The following is a 16,191-nucleotide window of genomic DNA, read 5'->3' as shown; positions in this document are numbered from 1 at the left end:
TTGCACAATCAGCATTGTGGCAATAGTGCAAAAGGTGCTGAAACGGTAAAGTTATAATGTGACGAAGATCGATAATCCATGGGCAGTCACCTTCTGGTCGTTGTTGTTATCACGCCTTGAATTTACAGTGTCCCAAAGATTTATTCTGACTTTAGCGGAGCAGTAGAAGAATGACAAAGTATGCTTTGGTAGGTGATGTAGGCGGCACCAACGCGCGCCTTGCCCTGTGCGATGTGAACAGCGGTGAAATTTCTCAGGCGAAAACCTATTCAGGGCTGGATTCCCCAAGCCTGGAAGCGGTGGTTCGCGTCTATCTGGAAGAGCATAAAGTGAGCGTTGAAGACGGTTGTATCGCTATCGCCTGTCCGATCACCGGCGACTGGGTGGCGATGACCAACCACACGTGGGCCTTCTCAATTGCCGAAATGCGGAAAAACCTCGGCTTCTCGCACCTTGAAATTATCAACGACTTCACTGCGGTTTCCATGGCTATCCCAATGCTTAAACCAGAGCATCTGATTCAGTTCGGCGGTACGGCCCCGGTTGAAGGCAAACCGATTGCCGTTTACGGCGCGGGAACCGGTCTGGGGGTGGCGCACCTGGTCCACGTCGACAAACGCTGGGTCAGCCTGCCGGGCGAAGGCGGTCACGTGGATTTTGCGCCGAACAGCGAAGAAGAGGGCATTATTCTTGAGGAGCTACGCGCCGAGATCGGTCATGTGTCGGCCGAGCGGGTGCTTTCTGGTCCGGGCCTGGTGAACCTGTATCGGGCGATTGTAAAATCAGACGGTCGTCTGCCGGAAAATCTGCAACCTAAAGATGTGACCGAACGCGCGCTGGCCGACAGCTGTATTGACTGCCGCCGCGCGTTGTCGCTGTTCTGCGTCATCATGGGGCGTTTCGGCGGCAACCTGGCGCTGAACCTTGGCACCTTTGGCGGGGTCTATATTGCGGGCGGGATCGTACCGCGCTTCCTCGATTTCTTTACCGCCTCCGGCTTCCGTGGCGGCTTCGAAGACAAAGGCCGCTTCAGGAGCTATGTCCAGGACATTCCTGTTTACCTGATTGTCCACGACAACCCAGGCTTACTGGGCTCCGGGGCGCATCTGCGTCAGGTACTGGGTCAGATCCTCTGATGCTCATTCCCCTCTCCTGCGGGAGAGGGAACGCGCTACAGGTGCATGAGCTGGCGGAACTCTTTCACCCTGCTGCGGCTTACCGGCACCTGAAAATCCAGATCCTTCAGCCGCAAAATATAGGTGTTATTAAACCAGGGTTCGATTTCGCGGATCTTGTTCAGGTTGACGCAGAACGAGCGGTGGCAGCGGAAGAAGTGAGCGGCCGGGAGTTTATTGCAGAATTCGGTGATGTTCATCGCCATGACGTAGGATTCACGCCGCGTATAGACAAACGTCATTTTTTCATGCGCTTCGGCATAGTAAATATCGTCGACAGGCGTGACGATGATCCGTTCGTCCTTCACCAGATTAATGGTGTCGTTTTCCCGCGCTACCGGGCTGGCACTGGCGGGTAATGCTTGCTGCTGCCACGCGGCTTCCAGCTTATGCAGCATGCTGATAATACGCGACTCCTGGTACGGCTTCAGAATATAGTCAAACGCCTCAAGCTCGAAGGCTTCCACGGCATGCTCTTTCCACGCGGTGACAAACACAATAAACGGCTTGTGGGCGAACTGATTGATATTTTGCGCCAGCAGGACGCCGTCCAGCGACGGAATATTAATATCGAGGAATATCGCGTCGACCCGGTTATGCTGTAAAAATTTCAGCACGTCCAGACCATCCTCAAAACAGCCAACAATCTCCATCTGGCTGTGGGTTTTGATAAGCCAGCTCAACTCCTGTTGAGCCAGAAATTCATCTTCTACGATGATGACTTTCATCTGTTACTCCGGCCTACGGCAACAAGGATATCGGGGCATTCACGGGCGTTCGCTCATTCGGAACATAAAAGGCAATTTCGGTGCCCGGCTCAAGACGGTGAATATGCAGCCCGTCACCGTACAGCAGTTTGACCCGGTGATGCACATTCAGCAGTCCGATCTTGTTGCCCGGCATTTCGTTTGATTTGACGCGCTCGATGACTTTCAGATCGATGCCGTGCCCGGTATCGCGCACGGCGATGCGCACGCGGTTACCGCTTTCCGTCACGCTAATCGTTACTACGCCTTTGCCTTTACACGGCTGAATACCGTGAACAATGGCGTTTTCCACCAGAGGCTGGATCAGCAGGCTTGGGATCACGCAGCTGACCTCTTCATCAATATCGTAAATGACCGTGAGCTTATCGCCAAAGCGTGCCTGCTCGATGGCGATGTAATCCTTGATTTGATACAGCTCTTTTTTGATGTCGATCTGCTCGTCGTCATTTAGCTCAATGTTGTAGCGCAGATAGCGTGACAGATTAAATATCAGCTGCCGCGCGGTATCCGGATTCAGACGGATGGAAGAGGAGATAGCGTTCAGCGCGTTAAACAGGAAATGGGGATTGATCTTGCTTTGCAGGGCGCGCAGCTCTGCCTTATTTGCCATCTCGCGCAGCTGCTCTGCACGCGAAACCTCAAGTTGAGTGGAGATAATCTGCGACAGGCCAATCGCCATCTCCTGGAGCGAGGAGGTGATTTGGTGCGCATGGCAGTAGTAAATTTTCAGCGTCCCCGTGACCACGCCTTTTTCCCACAGCGGGATCACCAGCATTGAGTGGATCTCTGGCGTCCGGTGGGCTTCATCATTGTTTTTAATGATGATTTTTCCGTAGTTAATCGCCTGTCTGGTGGTCGGGCTGATGGTATCGTCGCTGTCGCGATAATTGTGCTCCCCGACGCCAACGTAAGCCAGCACGTGGTCAATATTGGTGATGGCGACCGCATCGGCGTGAATATCACGGCGGATGATATCGCAAACCTGACGTAAAGATTCGGCGTTAACGTGTCGGAAAAGCGGCAGCGTCTTGTTGGCGATATCCAGCGCCAGCTTGGCCTGACGCGCGGCGCTGGCCTCTTTTTCGCCCTCCACGCTTTGCACCAGTAGCACGATAAAACCGATACAGACGCTCCCGAGGATCATAGGAATACCGATCTTCGAGACGATATCCAGCCCCAGCGCAACGGTTGGCGCCCAGACGATGACCAGGATCATGGTCAGCGTTTCGCAGACCATCCCCGCGATAATCCCTGCACGCCAGTGCTGCTTTTTCGGGATTTTGCGGTTAATCCAGCCCGAGAGCAGCCCGGCAATAATGCTGGTGATAAAGCAGGGGACTGCCGTCACGCCGCCAATATCAATCAGGTATCGATGGGTGCCGGCGATGATGCCTGTGATAATCCCTACCCAGGGACCAAAGAGGATCCCGCCCGACATGACGGCGATGATGCGCACGTTCACCAGCGAGCCTTCTACCGGCACCCCGGACCAGGTGCTGAACAGGGCAAACATCGAAAAGATAAACGTGACGGCCAGCAGCTCTTTTGGCGAATGGGCAGATTTATGCAACAGTTCGCGGAACAAGCGGATGCGGATAAGGAAAAAGAGACAGATCAGCATTAATGCCGCGCGGTCGAACACCGCCAGGAGCATATTGAAGATTTCGTGCACGGTCAGGCCTGGGAAAACGGGAAAAATCTATGATAGAAAACATAGGGCCTGATGACCAGCTATCCATCAGATTTATCAAATGGGGAAAAACCATAATTCTCAAAGGGGATTGCTGGCTTTTGACTGAAAGCCGGTGCTTTTCCGTTTGGGGAGAAAAGTCAGGTAACGATACTGAAAATATTGTGTTAAATCGTAGCGCTTAAAACTGCCTGTTCGCGATAAGAGTTCCGCTTTTCACTGCAATCACATTCCCGTTTTAGCGCAAAATATTGTTTTGCCGTTATCCTCTCGACAGCGTCTTTTTCTTCAGGTTATTTTCTAAGCACGCCACACGGGTGGCAGCGTCGCTCGGACGGTCCGGGCGCTAACGTGACTCTGAGGAATCTATGGCTGAATTCAGTCCTGAACGCCGTTTTACGCGTATCGATCGTCTCCCCCCTTATGTTTTCAATATCACTGCTGAACTGAAAATGGCTGCGCGTCGGCGCGGCGAAGACATTATCGATTTCAGTATGGGTAACCCTGACGGACCAACGCCGCCGCATATCGTTGAGAAACTCTGCACGGTTGCGCAGCGTCCTGATACCCATGGGTATTCCACCTCACGCGGCATTCCACGCTTACGTCGGGCGATCTCCCGCTGGTATCAGGATCGTTATCAGGTCGATATCGATCCTGAAAGTGAAGCGATTGTGACCATTGGCTCCAAAGAGGGGCTGGCCCACCTGATGCTGGCGACGCTGGATCACGGCGATACCGTACTGGTGCCGAATCCGAGCTACCCCATTCACATCTATGGGGCGGTGATTGCCGGCGCGCAGGTGCGTTCTGTCCCGCTGGTGGAAGGCGTCGACTTCTTTAACGAGCTGGAACGGGCGATTCGTGAAAGCTATCCGAAGCCGAAAATGATGATCCTCGGTTTCCCGTCAAACCCAACGGCACAATGCGTTGAACTCGAATTCTTCGAGAGAGTGGTCGCGCTGGCTAAGCGTTACGACGTGCTGGTGGTACACGATCTCGCCTACGCCGATATCGTTTATGATGGCTGGAAAGCGCCGTCAATTATGCAGGTACCGGGTGCCCGTGATGTGGCGGTTGAGTTTTTCACCCTGTCGAAAAGCTACAACATGGCGGGCTGGCGAATTGGTTTTATGGTGGGAAACAAAACGCTGGTGAGCGCCCTGGCGCGTATTAAAAGCTACCATGACTATGGCACCTTTACGCCGTTACAGGTCGCGGCCATCGCGGCGCTGGAAGGGGATCAGCAATGCGTGCTCGATATTGCCGCTCAGTACAAACGCCGCCGTGATGTGCTGGTAAAAGGGCTTCATGAAGCAGGCTGGATGGTGGAAATGCCAAAAGCCTCTATGTACGTCTGGGCGAAAATCCCTGAGCCGTATGCGGCGATGGGTTCTCTGGAATTTGCCAAAAAACTGCTTCAGGACGCCAAGGTTTGCGTCTCTCCAGGCATTGGCTTTGGTGACTACGGTGACACGCACGTGCGTTTCGCGCTGATTGAAAACAGCGACCGTATCCGTCAGGCAGTGCGGGGCATTAAAAGCATGTTCCGCGCGGATGGCCTGCTTGCAGCGAAGAGCGTTGCGGAACAACCCGAGTCGTAACGGACAACAAAAAAAACAGGCGCCAACGGCGCCTGTTTTTTTGACTGCATTTTCTTAACTAGATCATCAGAGCAAACGTTCCGGCCCAAACTAAAACAATAACCGAAATGCCCATAAAGAAATATTTCACGTTTCATCGCTCCGCGTATCTTCCGGTACGCATTAAAAAAACAGAGTCCAACTGAGTATAGAGAGTTGAAATCATGCGAAAGGGGAAATCGGAATTATCCCGTGACGTCGCTAACTTCAGCTCTGAATTCTGTGCTTTCCTGTCGCCAGACGGCGCTAATGTACGCCTAAATTTCAGGAGTGACAAGAGGCATTTTTTTAAATAATTTCCTACACTTACGAGTGTCGTGGAACGGCGACAGTTTGATTTCGGTACGCAATAAATGCCTTTTGAGCGACGGTCGAAAAAAGCCGTTACGCACTGCGATTACAGGTGTTTGAAAAGGTTAGTTTCTTAGCGAAACTAACCTTCGGCAGGGGTCAGATATAGAGTGAGGCTTCGCCCAGGGGACGGGTTTTAAAGCGGCGGTGCATCCACAGATACTGCTCAGGTGCACGCATAATCTCAAACTCAATCACCTTATTGATAAAGGTCGCGGCTTCACTCTCATCTTCAGGATAGTTCGCCATCTCTGGGGAGATATGCAGACGATAGCCTGACTTATCCGCTTTTCTGACCATGGTCACCGTCAACATCGCGGCGCCTGAGAGACGTGAAATCACAAAGGTACCGTTCGTCGTAGCGACATCTTTAACCGCAAAGAAAGGGGCAAAACTGCTGCCTTTAGGACCGTAGTCCTGGTCCGGGGCAAACCAGACGGCTTCCCCTTTTTTCAGGGCGCCAACCATACCGCGCAGATTGTTACGGCTGATCATCGCCTTATTTGAACGCATGCGGCCCCGAGTTTGTACCCATTCCATCAGCGCGCTGTTATGCGGGCGATAGGTTGCCATCATCGGCTGACAAAGACCCATAACGCGGCCGCCCAGCTCAAGCGACATAAAATGCACACCCACAACCATCACGCCGCGGTTTTGCATCTGGGCACGTTTCAGGTTATCCAGGCCTTCCACGTCAAACCATTTACGGACACGCTCATCTGGCCAGAACCAGGCCATACCGGTTTCAAGCAGCGCCATACCGATAGATTTAAAGTTTTCCGCAATCAGCGTTTCGCGCTGCTGGGCATTGTAATGCGGAAAGCAAAGTTCGAGATTTTTTCGGGCAATGGATTCACGGCGCTTAAGAAAGTAACGCGATGCGCTGCCGAGCTTAGAACCCAGGAAACGGATCACGGGATATGGAAGTTGAACCAGCAGCCAAAGCACGCCAAGGCCGAACCATGTAAACCAGTAGCGCGGGTGCAGAAACGCCCGCTGAAATTTGGATTGAGACAAAATAGTGGAACCTATGTGAAGCCTGTGAAGGTAGCGCAGACTTCGCGATACCACGTGCCATTGAGACCGTAGGACGAGGTCATGGTTGCAGGCTTTACCGTTCTTTACGACGTTGCCTGGCCATTGCTGACTTGGGTGGGCGGCATAATGTAGCACCGTTATACATTATGAGCTATCACTCGTTTTTGTTTAAAAAAGCGGCAATTGCGGAGTGGTTTGATTTTGCTATTGTTAAATCTGCGTTCCCGCATGTCTCCTGAAGGTGCAGACCATGGAAACCTACCTGCAAACGGTGAAAGAAGAGTGGGTGAAGCTGATTAATGAAACCGATCCCGATGTGCATCGGCTTGCGACTGAGCTTGCCAGGGATAATGCAATGCCACTGGTCGCTGAATTCTATCGTGTTGTGCTGGCAGATCCATCGGCAGCTGAATTCCTGACCACCGAACAGGTGGAGAGGCAGCTTCAGGAGGCGCTTCGTCGCTGGCTTATTGATGTGCTCTCATGCCGTGTGGAGCAGGTTGAAGAGCAGATGCGGGCGCAGCAGCGCGCTGCGGATGTTCATGCCCGTATTGGTATTTCGGTTGATTTAGTTGAAATGGGCTTCCGTGTTCTGAAAAAGCTGCTGTTACCTGTCATTACTACCAGCGCCCATTCGCCTGAGGTGAAGCTGCATATTTATCACTACGCGATAAACAGTATCGATCTGGCCATGGAAGTGATGTCGCGGGCCTATGTATTTAGCGAGAACAATGCGGCGAAAGAGGACGAAAATTATCGCATCTTTTCCTTAATGGAGAACGCAGAAGAGGAGAAGGAGAGACAGACCGCGGCGCTGCTGTCATGGGAAATGGTGCTTCTGTATAAGATCACGCTTAATTCCAGTATCGGCAACAGTCTGCCGCTGGGGCAGTCTGAATTTGGACTGTGGTTTAGCCATAAAGGTCGGCACTATTTCAGCGGCATCGCTGAGGCCGGTCATATCTCTCGTCTGATTCATGAATTCGATGACCTTTTTAACGAGGTCCGTCTTGCAGGGCAGGGTCTGAGTGATAAAGCGCAGCGGGATAAATTCTTGCAGCGAATGCGTAATACCCTCTCGCAAATCATCACGCTTTTGCGCGAACTGTTTGACGAAGTGTCGCGACACGAGGTGGGGGTTGATGTCCTGACCCGCCTGTTGAATCGCCGTTTCCTGCCAACCATCTTCAAACGCGAAATCCTGCACGCCACCCGGGCGGGAACAAAGCTCTCGACGCTGCTGATTGACGTCGACAAATTTAAACAAATCAACGATACCTGGGGGCACAATACCGGGGACGAGATCCTGCGAAAAGTCTCCGGCGCGTTCTACGACAACGTGCGAACCTGTGATTACGTTTTTCGCTACGGCGGCGATGAATTTCTGATTGTGCTAACGGAAATCTCAGAGGTGGACGCGCTGCGAATTGCCGAGCGTATCCGCAGGCGGGTGGAAAAAATCAAGGTTAACTCCCCAACCGGCGATATTATCCCGCTCTCCCTCTCGATAGGCGTTGCGATGTTCAACGGGCATCCCGATTACGAGCGATTGATTCAGGCGGCGGATGAAGCCTTATACGGCGCGAAACGGCGTGGCCGAAACTGCGTGGAGCTTTGGAAGGGGGCGTAAGGAAAGACAGAAGTGTCCCCTGCAGGAATCGAACCTGCAACTAGCCCTTAGGAGGGGCTCGTTATATCCATTTAACTAAGGGGACGAAGCGGCAAGAGTATAGCGTTATTTACACTTTTCGTTAAGCGCATTGCCGCCTGACTGGTCAAAGAGTCACCGTTCACGCCGATTTTTCGGCAGTTTTATCCTTTTTTTCCTGAGCCTTAAGCTCGGCCTTACGCTTGTTGGACATGTCGTTACGGATTTGCGCATGGCTCAGCAGCGCAAAGATAAAGGTCCCGCCACAAATGTTGCCTGCGAGGGTAGGCAGGGCGAACGGCCAGAAAAAGTCGCTCCAGTGGAGTGTGCCGTTAAATACCAGATAAAGGATTTCAACAGTTCCGACAACAATGTGTGTGGTATCGGCGAGTGCGATAAGCCAGGTCATCAGGATAATTACCACGATTTTCGCGCTACCCGCTGACGGGAACATCCAGACCATAGTGGCGATGATCCAGCCGGAAATTATGGCATTAGAGAACATTTCAACCGGCGTGTTTTTCATCACATCCATGCCAATTTTCACAAATGCGTCGCGGGTCGGTTCATCAAATATTGGCATATACTCGAATGCCCAGGCGGCTATGCCCGTACCGATCAGGTTCCCCAGCAGCACGACGCTCCACAGGCGCATCAGTAAACCGAAATTACCGAGGGTCGGATTTTGCATGACGGGCAGTACGGCAGTGACGGTATTCTCCGTAAAAAGCTGCTGTCGCGCCATAATGACGATAATAAAGCCGAACGTGTAGCCTAAATTTTCAAGCAAAAACCCGCCCGGTACGCCTTCCAGCTGAACGTGAAATATCCCTTTGGCGAGCAGAGAGGCACCCATCGACAGACCGGCTGCAATGGCTGACCACAGCAGGGCCATCGCGTCGCGCTCCATCTCTTTTTCCCCGTCCTGGCGAATATGCTCATGAATAGCCATGGCGCGCGACGGCAGGCGCTCTTCATCGACTTCTATCTCTTCTCCCCGGTCTTTCTCCTCGCTTTCAATCTCATGTTCCTCTTTGCTTTCACCAATTTTCTCTTCGCTAATGTCTTTCATAACAGCTCCTTCGGGGTAATTGCTCATTTAAGCGTAGCGGCTTTTAGCGCTTTCCCCGTGGGGATGCTCTTAAATTGCTGAAAATGGCAATAAAGGTGAGACATCTCTTTCAAAGCCAATATAAAATTGCCAGCGAAACGAATTCCGAAAGACAGGCTATGCTGAAATTAGCGTGATGACGCGAGCGGGTCGACATTGTCCTCGTAGACATCGGTAAGCGTGCTGTTACAATCACTTGCACGTTTCAGGCGGAGCATCACCGGCTCCGTCACAGATGGCATTCAACGATAGCCATATTGAACAGGGAGAAATTTATGAAGCTTCGGCTGTCGGCGCTTGCGCTGGGCGTAACAATGCTTGTGGGCTGCGCCAGCTCTGGCGAGCAAACGGGACGCTCCGATCCTCTCGAAGGATTTAACCGTTCAATGTACAGCTTTAACTATAATGTGCTGGATCCATATCTGGTTCGTCCGGTTGCCGTGGCATGGCGTGACTATGTTCCGCAGCCGGCGCGTAACGGGCTGAGCAACTTTACCAGTAACCTGGAAGAGCCAGCGGTTATGGTCAACTACTTCCTTCAGGGCGACCCGTATCAGGGGATGGTGCATTTCACCCGCTTCTTCCTGAACTCCCTGCTGGGTATGGGCGGCTTAATTGATGTCGCAGGCATGGCGAACCCGAAATTACAGCGTGAACAGCCGCACCGTTTCGGCAGCACGCTGGGTCATTATGGCGTAGGTTATGGTCCGTATGTGCACCTGCCATTCTACGGCAGCTTTACCGTGCGTGATGATGGCGGCGACATGGTGGATACGCTGTATCCTGTACTGTCATGGCTCACCTGGCCGCTGTCGATTGGTAAATGGACCGTGGAAGGAATTGAAACGCGTGCGCAACTGCTGGATTCTGATGGTCTGCTGCGTCAGTCTTCCGATCCGTACATCATGGTGCGCGAGGCCTACTTCCAGAACCATGACTTTATTGCCAACGGCGGTAAGCTGAAGCCGGAAGATAATCCGAACGCGAAAGCCATCGAGAACGAATTAAAAGATATCGATTCGGAATAAAAAAAAGGTGAGCAATGCTCACCTTTTTTAATCGTGTTGGGATTAGAACGCGTAGTTGAAGTTGGTACCAAACAGCCAGGCTTTACCTTCAGAGGAAAACTCGTACGGGCCTTCCTGGAAGGTCACCTTCTGGCCATGCATGTACGACACGCCCGCGTCGATAGAGGCATTCTCGTTGAACGCGTAGGTTGCCCCCGCACTCACCCAGAAACGGTCCTGATCCGGAATGGAGATAGAACGTTTATCGGCCGGTACCGGGCTGTCATCAAATGCCACGCCGGTACGGAACGTCCAGTTGTCATCCATATAATAGGTCGTACCAAGCGCGATACGGTAAGCATCGTGGAAGCTTTCGTCTTTATAGAACAGCGTCTGGCCGTTGCTGCCGGTGGCTTTAAGCTCCTCGAACTGGCTCCAGCTGGTATACGCGAGGCTGTAGTGAATTGCCCACTGCGGCGCAACGCGGTTATAACCTGACACTTCCCACATTTCTGGCAGATGCAGCGACAGTGAACCCGGTACGGTTTGATTCGAGGTACCCCATGGAATGGTGGTGCCCGCGCCTGGGACCATACCGTTGACTGGGCTCAGGATGCCGCTTTTGTAATCGCCATCGAAATCAATTTTCACTTCTGAGCGATAGGTCAGACCCCAGCGGTTGTTTTTATCCAGTTCATACAGGATACCGGCGTTCCAGCCGTAACCCCATTCATCACCTTTCAGGCTGGCAATTTTATTGCTGTTTTTCGGCAGTGCAGCAGTTTGCTCCCCGGAGTAACGCTCGATTTTTGCATCGGCGTAGACAGCATCAAAGCCCAGACCAAAGCTCCAGTTATCGTTCAGACGATATGCGCCGCTCAGGTTGAGGTTCAGGGTCGTCAGGTCGGTTTTACCGCCGTATTCCCCGGCCGGATAGTTGTTATTGAACTCCGTTGCCAGGCCATAGTTAGAGGTGACAGAGGCACCCCAACCAAACTGTTCATTGATTGGCGCAACAAAGTGCAGGTTAGGCACCCACGCGGTCGGCGCAATGTTATCCGCCTTCAGATCTGCGCCGGTGAACTGAGATTTGCCAGAAATGTTGACATCAGGATCGATGTAAACCGCACCGGCAGAGAAGGTAGGGCGATCAAACATCATGATCAGTGCCGGGTTACGACTCGCGTTGCCTGCGTCATCGGCAATCGCACCTTCCCCGGAATACGCACGGCCAAGGCCAGAGGAAGAAAATTCGTTTAACTGGAAGCCCGCTGACCAGGCGGACGTTGAGACGATTGCCACTGCAACTGCTAAAGCAGTTTGTTTGAACAGGGTTTTCTGGCTCATGACCATAACCTCATTGAGTTATTTTTATTCAATAATTGTTACATACCGTAACAGGAGCGCGAAGTGTAGGGTCTGAGGTATGACTTACAAATCAGACCAGTGGCGAGAGTATAGGTCTGACCAGCTGGGATGTTGCAAGTTTGTTTATTAATATTTTCAGATATGTTTCTTGAAACGAGATCTGGTTGGCAAAATTGTGACCAGTGCGATTCCTCTGAAAAGGGGAATTTTGTTTTAGATCATTTTTTAGTGTGATATTGCTCACTTATCCGATTTTGCGCCATTAACGGCTGGAGGGGGCTCGTTCGGGGGCGTAAAATAGACGCATCGTGTTTATCTCGCGCCCTGCGCGAATACAGAGGAAATTGAGCTATGAGTAAATGCAGTGCTGATGAAACCCCGGTTTGCTGCTGTATGGATGTTGGCACCATTATGGACAACACCGATTGCACCGCCTCTTACAGCCGCGTATTCCCTAACCGCGCTGAAGCGGAAGAGACGCTGGCCGCGCTGAGCCAGCGCGCGCGTGAAGTCGAATCCGATCCGTGTGAAATCAAATCCACCTTCACGGAAGTGGAAGGCGGCGTGCGGCTGGATATCGACTTTGTGTTCGCCTGCGAAGCAGAAACGCTGATCTTCCAGCTGGGCCTGCGTTAATACTTTTTGCACGGGCCTATGATCGTGTAGGCCGGTTAAGGCAACGCCGCAACCCGGCAACAAATCTCCCAAATGCCTCTGCCATGCAGGGGCATTTTCTTTTTCTTCTCTGTGCCTTAGCTCGCAATTTTTCGCTTCCCCGATTGGCTCAATGTAAAAAAATAGTTAAGACTATTATCAGGTCAGACCACTTAATGTGTGCGCAAAATTTTTTTACAGGGGAGTGTTATGAGTCAGGCATTACCGCTTATCACCCGACACGGTGACCGCATTGCCATTGTCAGCGGGTTACGTACGCCGTTTGCGCGTCAGGCAACCGCGTTTCACGGTATACCGGCTGTCGATCTGGGAAAAATGGTGGTGGGGGAGATGCTGGCTCGCAGCGAGATCCCGCCACAGGTTATTGAGCAACTGGTTTTCGGCCAGGTGGTGCAAATGCCGGAAGCGCCCAATATCGCACGTGAAATCGTGCTGGGCACCGGCATGAATGTTCACACCGACGCATACAGCGTCAGCCGCGCCTGCGCCACCAGTTTCCAGGCGGTGGCGAACGTGGCGGAAAGCCTGATGGCGGGGACCATTCGCGCGGGGATCGCCGGCGGCGCGGATTCCTCATCCGTGCTGCCCATCGGTGTTAGCAAACAGCTGGCCCGCATCCTCGTGGATGCCAACAAAGCCCGGACCACCGGTGCGAAGCTCAAACTCTTCTCGCGTTTACGTCTGCGCGACCTCATGCCCGTGCCACCTGCCGTTGCTGAATACTCCACCGGCCTGCGTATGGGCGACACTGCCGAGCAGATGGCAAAAACCTACGGTATTACCCGCGAACAGCAGGATGCACTGGCGCATCGCTCGCATCAGCTCGCTGCGAAGGCGTGGTCGGAAGGCAAACTTGCCGACGAGGTGATGACGGCTTACATCCCGCCTTTCCGCGAACCGCTGGTGGAAGATAACAATATCCGTGGCACCTCGACGCTGGAGGATTACGCAAAACTGCGCCCGGCGTTTGATCGTAAACATGGCACCGTTACGGCGGCGAACAGTACGCCACTGACGGACGGTGCCGCCGCCGTGATCCTGATGACGGAATCCCGGGCGAAAGAGCTTGGCATAACACCGCTGGGCTATTTGCGTAGCTACGCCTTTACCGCCATTGATGTCTGGCAGGACATGCTGCTCGGTCCGGCCTGGTCCACGCCGCTGGCGCTGGAGCGTGCGGGGTTGACGCTGGCTGACTTAACCCTGATCGATATGCACGAAGCCTTTGCCGCACAAACCCTGGCAAACATTCAGCTGCTGGCAAGCGAGCGCTTCGCGCGCGATGTACTGGGCCGCGCCCACGCGACCGGCGAAGTGGATCAGAGTAAGTTTAACGTGCTTGGCGGATCCATCGCCTACGGCCATCCATTTGCGGCGACCGGCGCGAGAATGATAACTCAGACTTTGCACGAGCTGCGTCGCCGCGGCGGCGGTTTTGGTCTCGTTACCGCCTGTGCGGCGGGCGGCCTGGGTGCAGCAATGGTTCTGGAGGCTAAATAATGGAAACGACATCTGCATTTAATCTGGCTGTTCGCCTTGATAACGTGGCTGTTATCACCATTGATGTACCCGACGAAAAGATGAACACTCTGAAGGCCGAGTTCGGTGTTCAGGTGCGTGCGATGCTCAGACAGATCCGCGAAAACAAAGCGATACGTGGCCTGGTATTTATCTCGGCAAAGCCGGATAACTTTATTGCCGGGGCCGACATCAACATGATTGCCCGGGCGAAAAGCGCTCAGGAAGCAGAAGACCTGGCGCGTCAGGGGCAGCAGGTAATGGCGGAGATCCATGCGCTGTCGATACCCGTTGTCGCTGCGATCCACGGGGCCTGCCTGGGCGGTGGGCTTGAGCTGGCGCTGGCCTGTCACAGCCGAATTTGTACCGACGATGCGAAAACCGTACTCGGACTGCCGGAGGTACAGCTTGGATTGCTGCCCGGTTCAGGTGGCACGCAGCGCCTGCCGCGTCTGGTGGGCGTCAGTACGGCGCTGGAGATGATTTTAACCGGTAAACAGCTGCGCGCCCGTCAGGCGTTAAAGGCGGGTCTGGTTGATGAGGTCGTTCCGCACGCCATCTTGCTTGAGGCCGCCGTTGAGCGGGCGCTGAAAGGTCGTCAGGCGAAACGCCCTCTGCCGGTGCGCGAGCGTATCCTCGCCGGGCCGCTGGGGCGCACGCTGCTGTTCAATATGGTGGGTAAAAAAACCGAGCAAAAAACCAAAGGGAACTATCCGGCAGCGACGCGCATTCTGAAGGTGATTGAAACCGGTTTATCGCAGGGCAGCAGCAGCGGTTATGCTGCGGAAGCGAAAGCCTTTGGCGAGCTGGCGATGACGCCGCAGTCGCAGGCGCTGCGCGGCATTTTCTTTGCCAGCACGGAGGTTAAAAAAGATCCGGGCAGTGAAGCTGAACCGGCTCCGCTGCGCGCCGTTGGCGTTCTGGGTGGTGGGCTGATGGGCGGCGGCATCGCATTTGTCACCGCCAGCAAAGGCAAATTGCCCGTACGTATCAAAGATATCAACCCTAAGGGTATCAACCACGCGTTGCAGTACAGCTGGCAGAACCTTGATCGCAAAGTGAAGCGCCGCCATATCAAGGCCAGTGAGCGTGATAAAACCCTCGCGATGATCACTGGCGCCACCGACTACAGTGGGTTTGCACACCGCGATCTGGTGATTGAAGCCGTGTTCGAAGATCTCGCCCTTAAGCAGCAGATGGTGGCGGACGTTGAACAGCATTGCGCGCCGCACACTATTTTCGCGTCAAACACCTCGTCTTTGCCGATCGGCGACATCGCGGCGAAAGCCGTGCGCCCGGAGCAGGTGATAGGGCTGCACTATTTCAGCCCTGTAGAAAAAATGCCGCTGGTGGAGGTTATCCCGCATGCCACAACCAGCCCGCAAACTATTGCCACCGTGGTGAAACTGGCGAAAAAACAGGGCAAAACCCCGATTGTGGTCGCGGACAAAGCCGGCTTTTACGTCAACCGCATTCTGGCGCCGTACATTAACGAAGCGATGCGGTTGCTGACGGAAGGGGAGAAAATTGAGCACGTCGATGACGCTCTGGTGAAGTTTGGTTTCCCCGTCGGCCCAATCCAACTTTTGGATGAGGTAGGAATTGATACGGGGACTAAAATTATCCCTGTGCTGGAAGCGGCTTATGGCGATCGTTTTGCGCCGCCTGCAAACTTTGTTTCCGCAATTTTGAAGGACGATCGCAAAGGCAGAAAAAATGAACGAGGTTTCTATCTTTACGCCGCGAAAGGGCGTAAAAGCAAGAAACAGATCGACCCTTCAGTTTATGCGCTTATTCCTGTTACGGGTCAGGGAAAACTGTCGGCGGTTCAGTGTGCTGAGCGCTGTGTGATGATGATGCTCAATGAAGCGGCGCGCTGCTTTGGTGAGCAGGTTATCAAAAGCGCGCGCGACGGCGACATCGGCGCCGTGTTTGGTATCGGTTTTCCGCCATTCCTTGGCGGCCCGTTCCGGTATATGGATACCCTCGGGGCGGGTGAAGTGGTTGCGATCCTGCAACGTCTGGCCTCGCAATACGGTCCACGGTTTACTCCGTGTGACGAATTATTGCAGATGGCGGAACGGGGTCAGACATTCTGGCCCGCAAGGGAAACTGATTGCGTAAACTGAAGTCAAAGAAGGGTAAATCCTGTGGTGAATGAACCTGTTCTGGCGAAATTGTAAACAGAGATTGACTATAC

The 16,191-nt window shown here is 53.4% G+C and carries 13 protein-coding genes and 1 tRNA gene; 7 read left to right on the top strand and 7 right to left on the bottom strand.

Going from position 1 to position 16,191, the window contains the following annotated elements; all coding sequences use genetic code 11:
• Positions 1-170: 170 nt before the first annotated feature.
• On the top strand, positions 171-1,136 hold the full coding sequence (gene glk / locus FZF21_RS15085; protein ID WP_045349118.1) for a glucokinase: 966 nt from the start codon (positions 171-173) through the stop codon (positions 1,134-1,136).
• A 35-nt stretch (positions 1,137-1,171) separates the two neighbouring features.
• Here glk and FZF21_RS15080 read toward each other — a convergent pair whose 3' ends face one another.
• Positions 1,172-1,903: a LytTR family DNA-binding domain-containing protein gene (locus FZF21_RS15080; RefSeq protein WP_015572237.1), complete on the bottom strand. Its 732-nt coding sequence runs from the start codon at positions 1,901-1,903 to the stop codon at positions 1,172-1,174.
• Positions 1,904-1,916: 13 nt separating this feature from the next.
• Entirely contained in the window at positions 1,917-3,614 is a 1,698-nt protein-coding gene (locus FZF21_RS15075) for a sensor histidine kinase (RefSeq protein WP_045349116.1), read from the bottom strand.
• A gap of 386 nt (positions 3,615-4,000) precedes the next feature.
• On the opposite strand from FZF21_RS15075, the gene alaC reads away from it, so the two are divergent.
• Positions 4,001-5,236 (top strand): alanine transaminase, encoded by a 1,236-nt coding sequence (gene alaC / locus FZF21_RS15070; RefSeq protein WP_023304168.1) that lies wholly within the window; start codon positions 4,001-4,003, stop codon positions 5,234-5,236.
• Positions 5,237-5,294: 58 nt separating this feature from the next.
• Here the strand turns inward: alaC and ypdK are convergent, their stop codons facing one another.
• Together ypdK and lpxP are read right to left on the bottom strand one after the other, a co-directional pair.
• Entirely contained in the window at positions 5,295-5,366 is a 72-nt protein-coding gene (ypdK, locus tag FZF21_RS15065; protein WP_099458937.1) for a membrane protein YpdK, read from the bottom strand.
• 359 nt (positions 5,367-5,725) lie between these two features.
• Entirely contained in the window at positions 5,726-6,646 is a 921-nt protein-coding gene (gene lpxP / locus FZF21_RS15060) for a kdo(2)-lipid IV(A) palmitoleoyltransferase (protein WP_026080619.1), read from the bottom strand.
• A gap of 268 nt (positions 6,647-6,914) precedes the next feature.
• On the opposite strand from lpxP, the gene FZF21_RS15055 reads away from it, so the two are divergent.
• Entirely contained in the window at positions 6,915-8,294 is a 1,380-nt protein-coding gene (locus tag FZF21_RS15055) for a diguanylate cyclase (protein ID WP_045349114.1), read from the top strand.
• A gap of 13 nt (positions 8,295-8,307) precedes the next feature.
• On the opposite strand, the gene FZF21_RS15050 is transcribed toward FZF21_RS15055, so the two are convergent.
• Both FZF21_RS15050 and FZF21_RS15045 read right to left on the bottom strand, forming a co-directional pair.
• Positions 8,308-8,379: transfer RNA gene (locus FZF21_RS15050), tRNA-Arg, on the bottom strand.
• Between the two features lie 75 nt (positions 8,380-8,454).
• On the bottom strand, positions 8,455-9,384 hold the full coding sequence (locus FZF21_RS15045; protein WP_015572241.1) for a formate/nitrite transporter family protein: 930 nt from the start codon (positions 9,382-9,384) through the stop codon (positions 8,455-8,457).
• Positions 9,385-9,698: 314 nt separating this feature from the next.
• Here FZF21_RS15045 and mlaA point away from each other — a divergent pair, with 314 nt between their 5' ends.
• Positions 9,699-10,451, top strand: a complete 753-nt coding sequence (gene mlaA / locus FZF21_RS15040) for a phospholipid-binding lipoprotein MlaA (protein WP_003861365.1) — start codon at positions 9,699-9,701, stop codon at positions 10,449-10,451.
• Between the two features lie 42 nt (positions 10,452-10,493).
• On the opposite strand, the gene fadL is transcribed toward mlaA, so the two are convergent.
• Positions 10,494-11,777 carry a long-chain fatty acid transporter FadL gene (gene fadL, locus FZF21_RS15035; RefSeq protein WP_017383456.1) on the bottom strand — a complete coding sequence of 428 codons (1,284 nt, stop codon included), beginning with the start codon at positions 11,775-11,777 and terminating at the stop codon, positions 10,494-10,496.
• Positions 11,778-12,149: 372 nt separating this feature from the next.
• Here fadL and FZF21_RS15030 point away from each other — a divergent pair, with 372 nt between their 5' ends.
• The 3 genes from FZF21_RS15030 to fadJ all read left to right on the top strand — a co-directional run bounded on the left by FZF21_RS15030 (position 12,150) and on the right by fadJ (position 16,120).
• Positions 12,150-12,434, top strand: a complete 285-nt coding sequence (locus FZF21_RS15030; protein WP_017383455.1) for a YfcZ/YiiS family protein — start codon at positions 12,150-12,152, stop codon at positions 12,432-12,434.
• Between the two features lie 228 nt (positions 12,435-12,662).
• Positions 12,663-13,973, top strand: a complete 1,311-nt coding sequence (gene fadI / locus FZF21_RS15025; protein WP_017383454.1) for an acetyl-CoA C-acyltransferase FadI — start codon at positions 12,663-12,665, stop codon at positions 13,971-13,973.
• Positions 13,973-16,120, top strand: a complete 2,148-nt coding sequence (gene fadJ / locus FZF21_RS15020; protein WP_047737495.1) for a fatty acid oxidation complex subunit alpha FadJ — start codon at positions 13,973-13,975, stop codon at positions 16,118-16,120. Before fadI ends, fadJ begins: the two co-directional genes overlap by 1 nt.
• Positions 16,121-16,191 lie beyond the last annotated feature (71 nt).

Origin of the sequence: Enterobacter sp. LU1, from assembly GCF_008271405.2 — a bacterium.
In the GTDB taxonomy this organism is placed as follows: domain Bacteria; phylum Pseudomonadota; class Gammaproteobacteria; order Enterobacterales; family Enterobacteriaceae; genus Enterobacter; species Enterobacter hormaechei_C.
This window is presented reverse-complemented; position numbering and strand designations above follow the sequence as displayed.

Coding starts and splice junctions, on each gene's coding strand:
- FZF21_RS15055 (WP_045349114.1), top strand. CDS start 6,915: ATGGAAACCTACCTGCAAACGGTGAAAGAAGAGTGGGTGAAGCTGATT.
- FZF21_RS15080 (WP_015572237.1), bottom strand. CDS start 1,903: ATGAAAGTCATCATCGTAGAAGATGAATTTCTGGCTCAACAGGAGTTG.
- alaC (WP_023304168.1), top strand. CDS start 4,001: ATGGCTGAATTCAGTCCTGAACGCCGTTTTACGCGTATCGATCGTCTC.
- mlaA (WP_003861365.1), top strand. CDS start 9,699: ATGAAGCTTCGGCTGTCGGCGCTTGCGCTGGGCGTAACAATGCTTGTG.
- fadL (WP_017383456.1), bottom strand. CDS start 11,777: ATGAGCCAGAAAACCCTGTTCAAACAAACTGCTTTAGCAGTTGCAGTG.
- FZF21_RS15030 (WP_017383455.1), top strand. CDS start 12,150: ATGAGTAAATGCAGTGCTGATGAAACCCCGGTTTGCTGCTGTATGGAT.
- FZF21_RS15045 (WP_015572241.1), bottom strand. CDS start 9,384: ATGAAAGACATTAGCGAAGAGAAAATTGGTGAAAGCAAAGAGGAACAT.
- fadI (WP_017383454.1), top strand. CDS start 12,663: ATGAGTCAGGCATTACCGCTTATCACCCGACACGGTGACCGCATTGCC.
- fadJ (WP_047737495.1), top strand. CDS start 13,973: ATGGAAACGACATCTGCATTTAATCTGGCTGTTCGCCTTGATAACGTG.
- glk (WP_045349118.1), top strand. CDS start 171: ATGACAAAGTATGCTTTGGTAGGTGATGTAGGCGGCACCAACGCGCGC.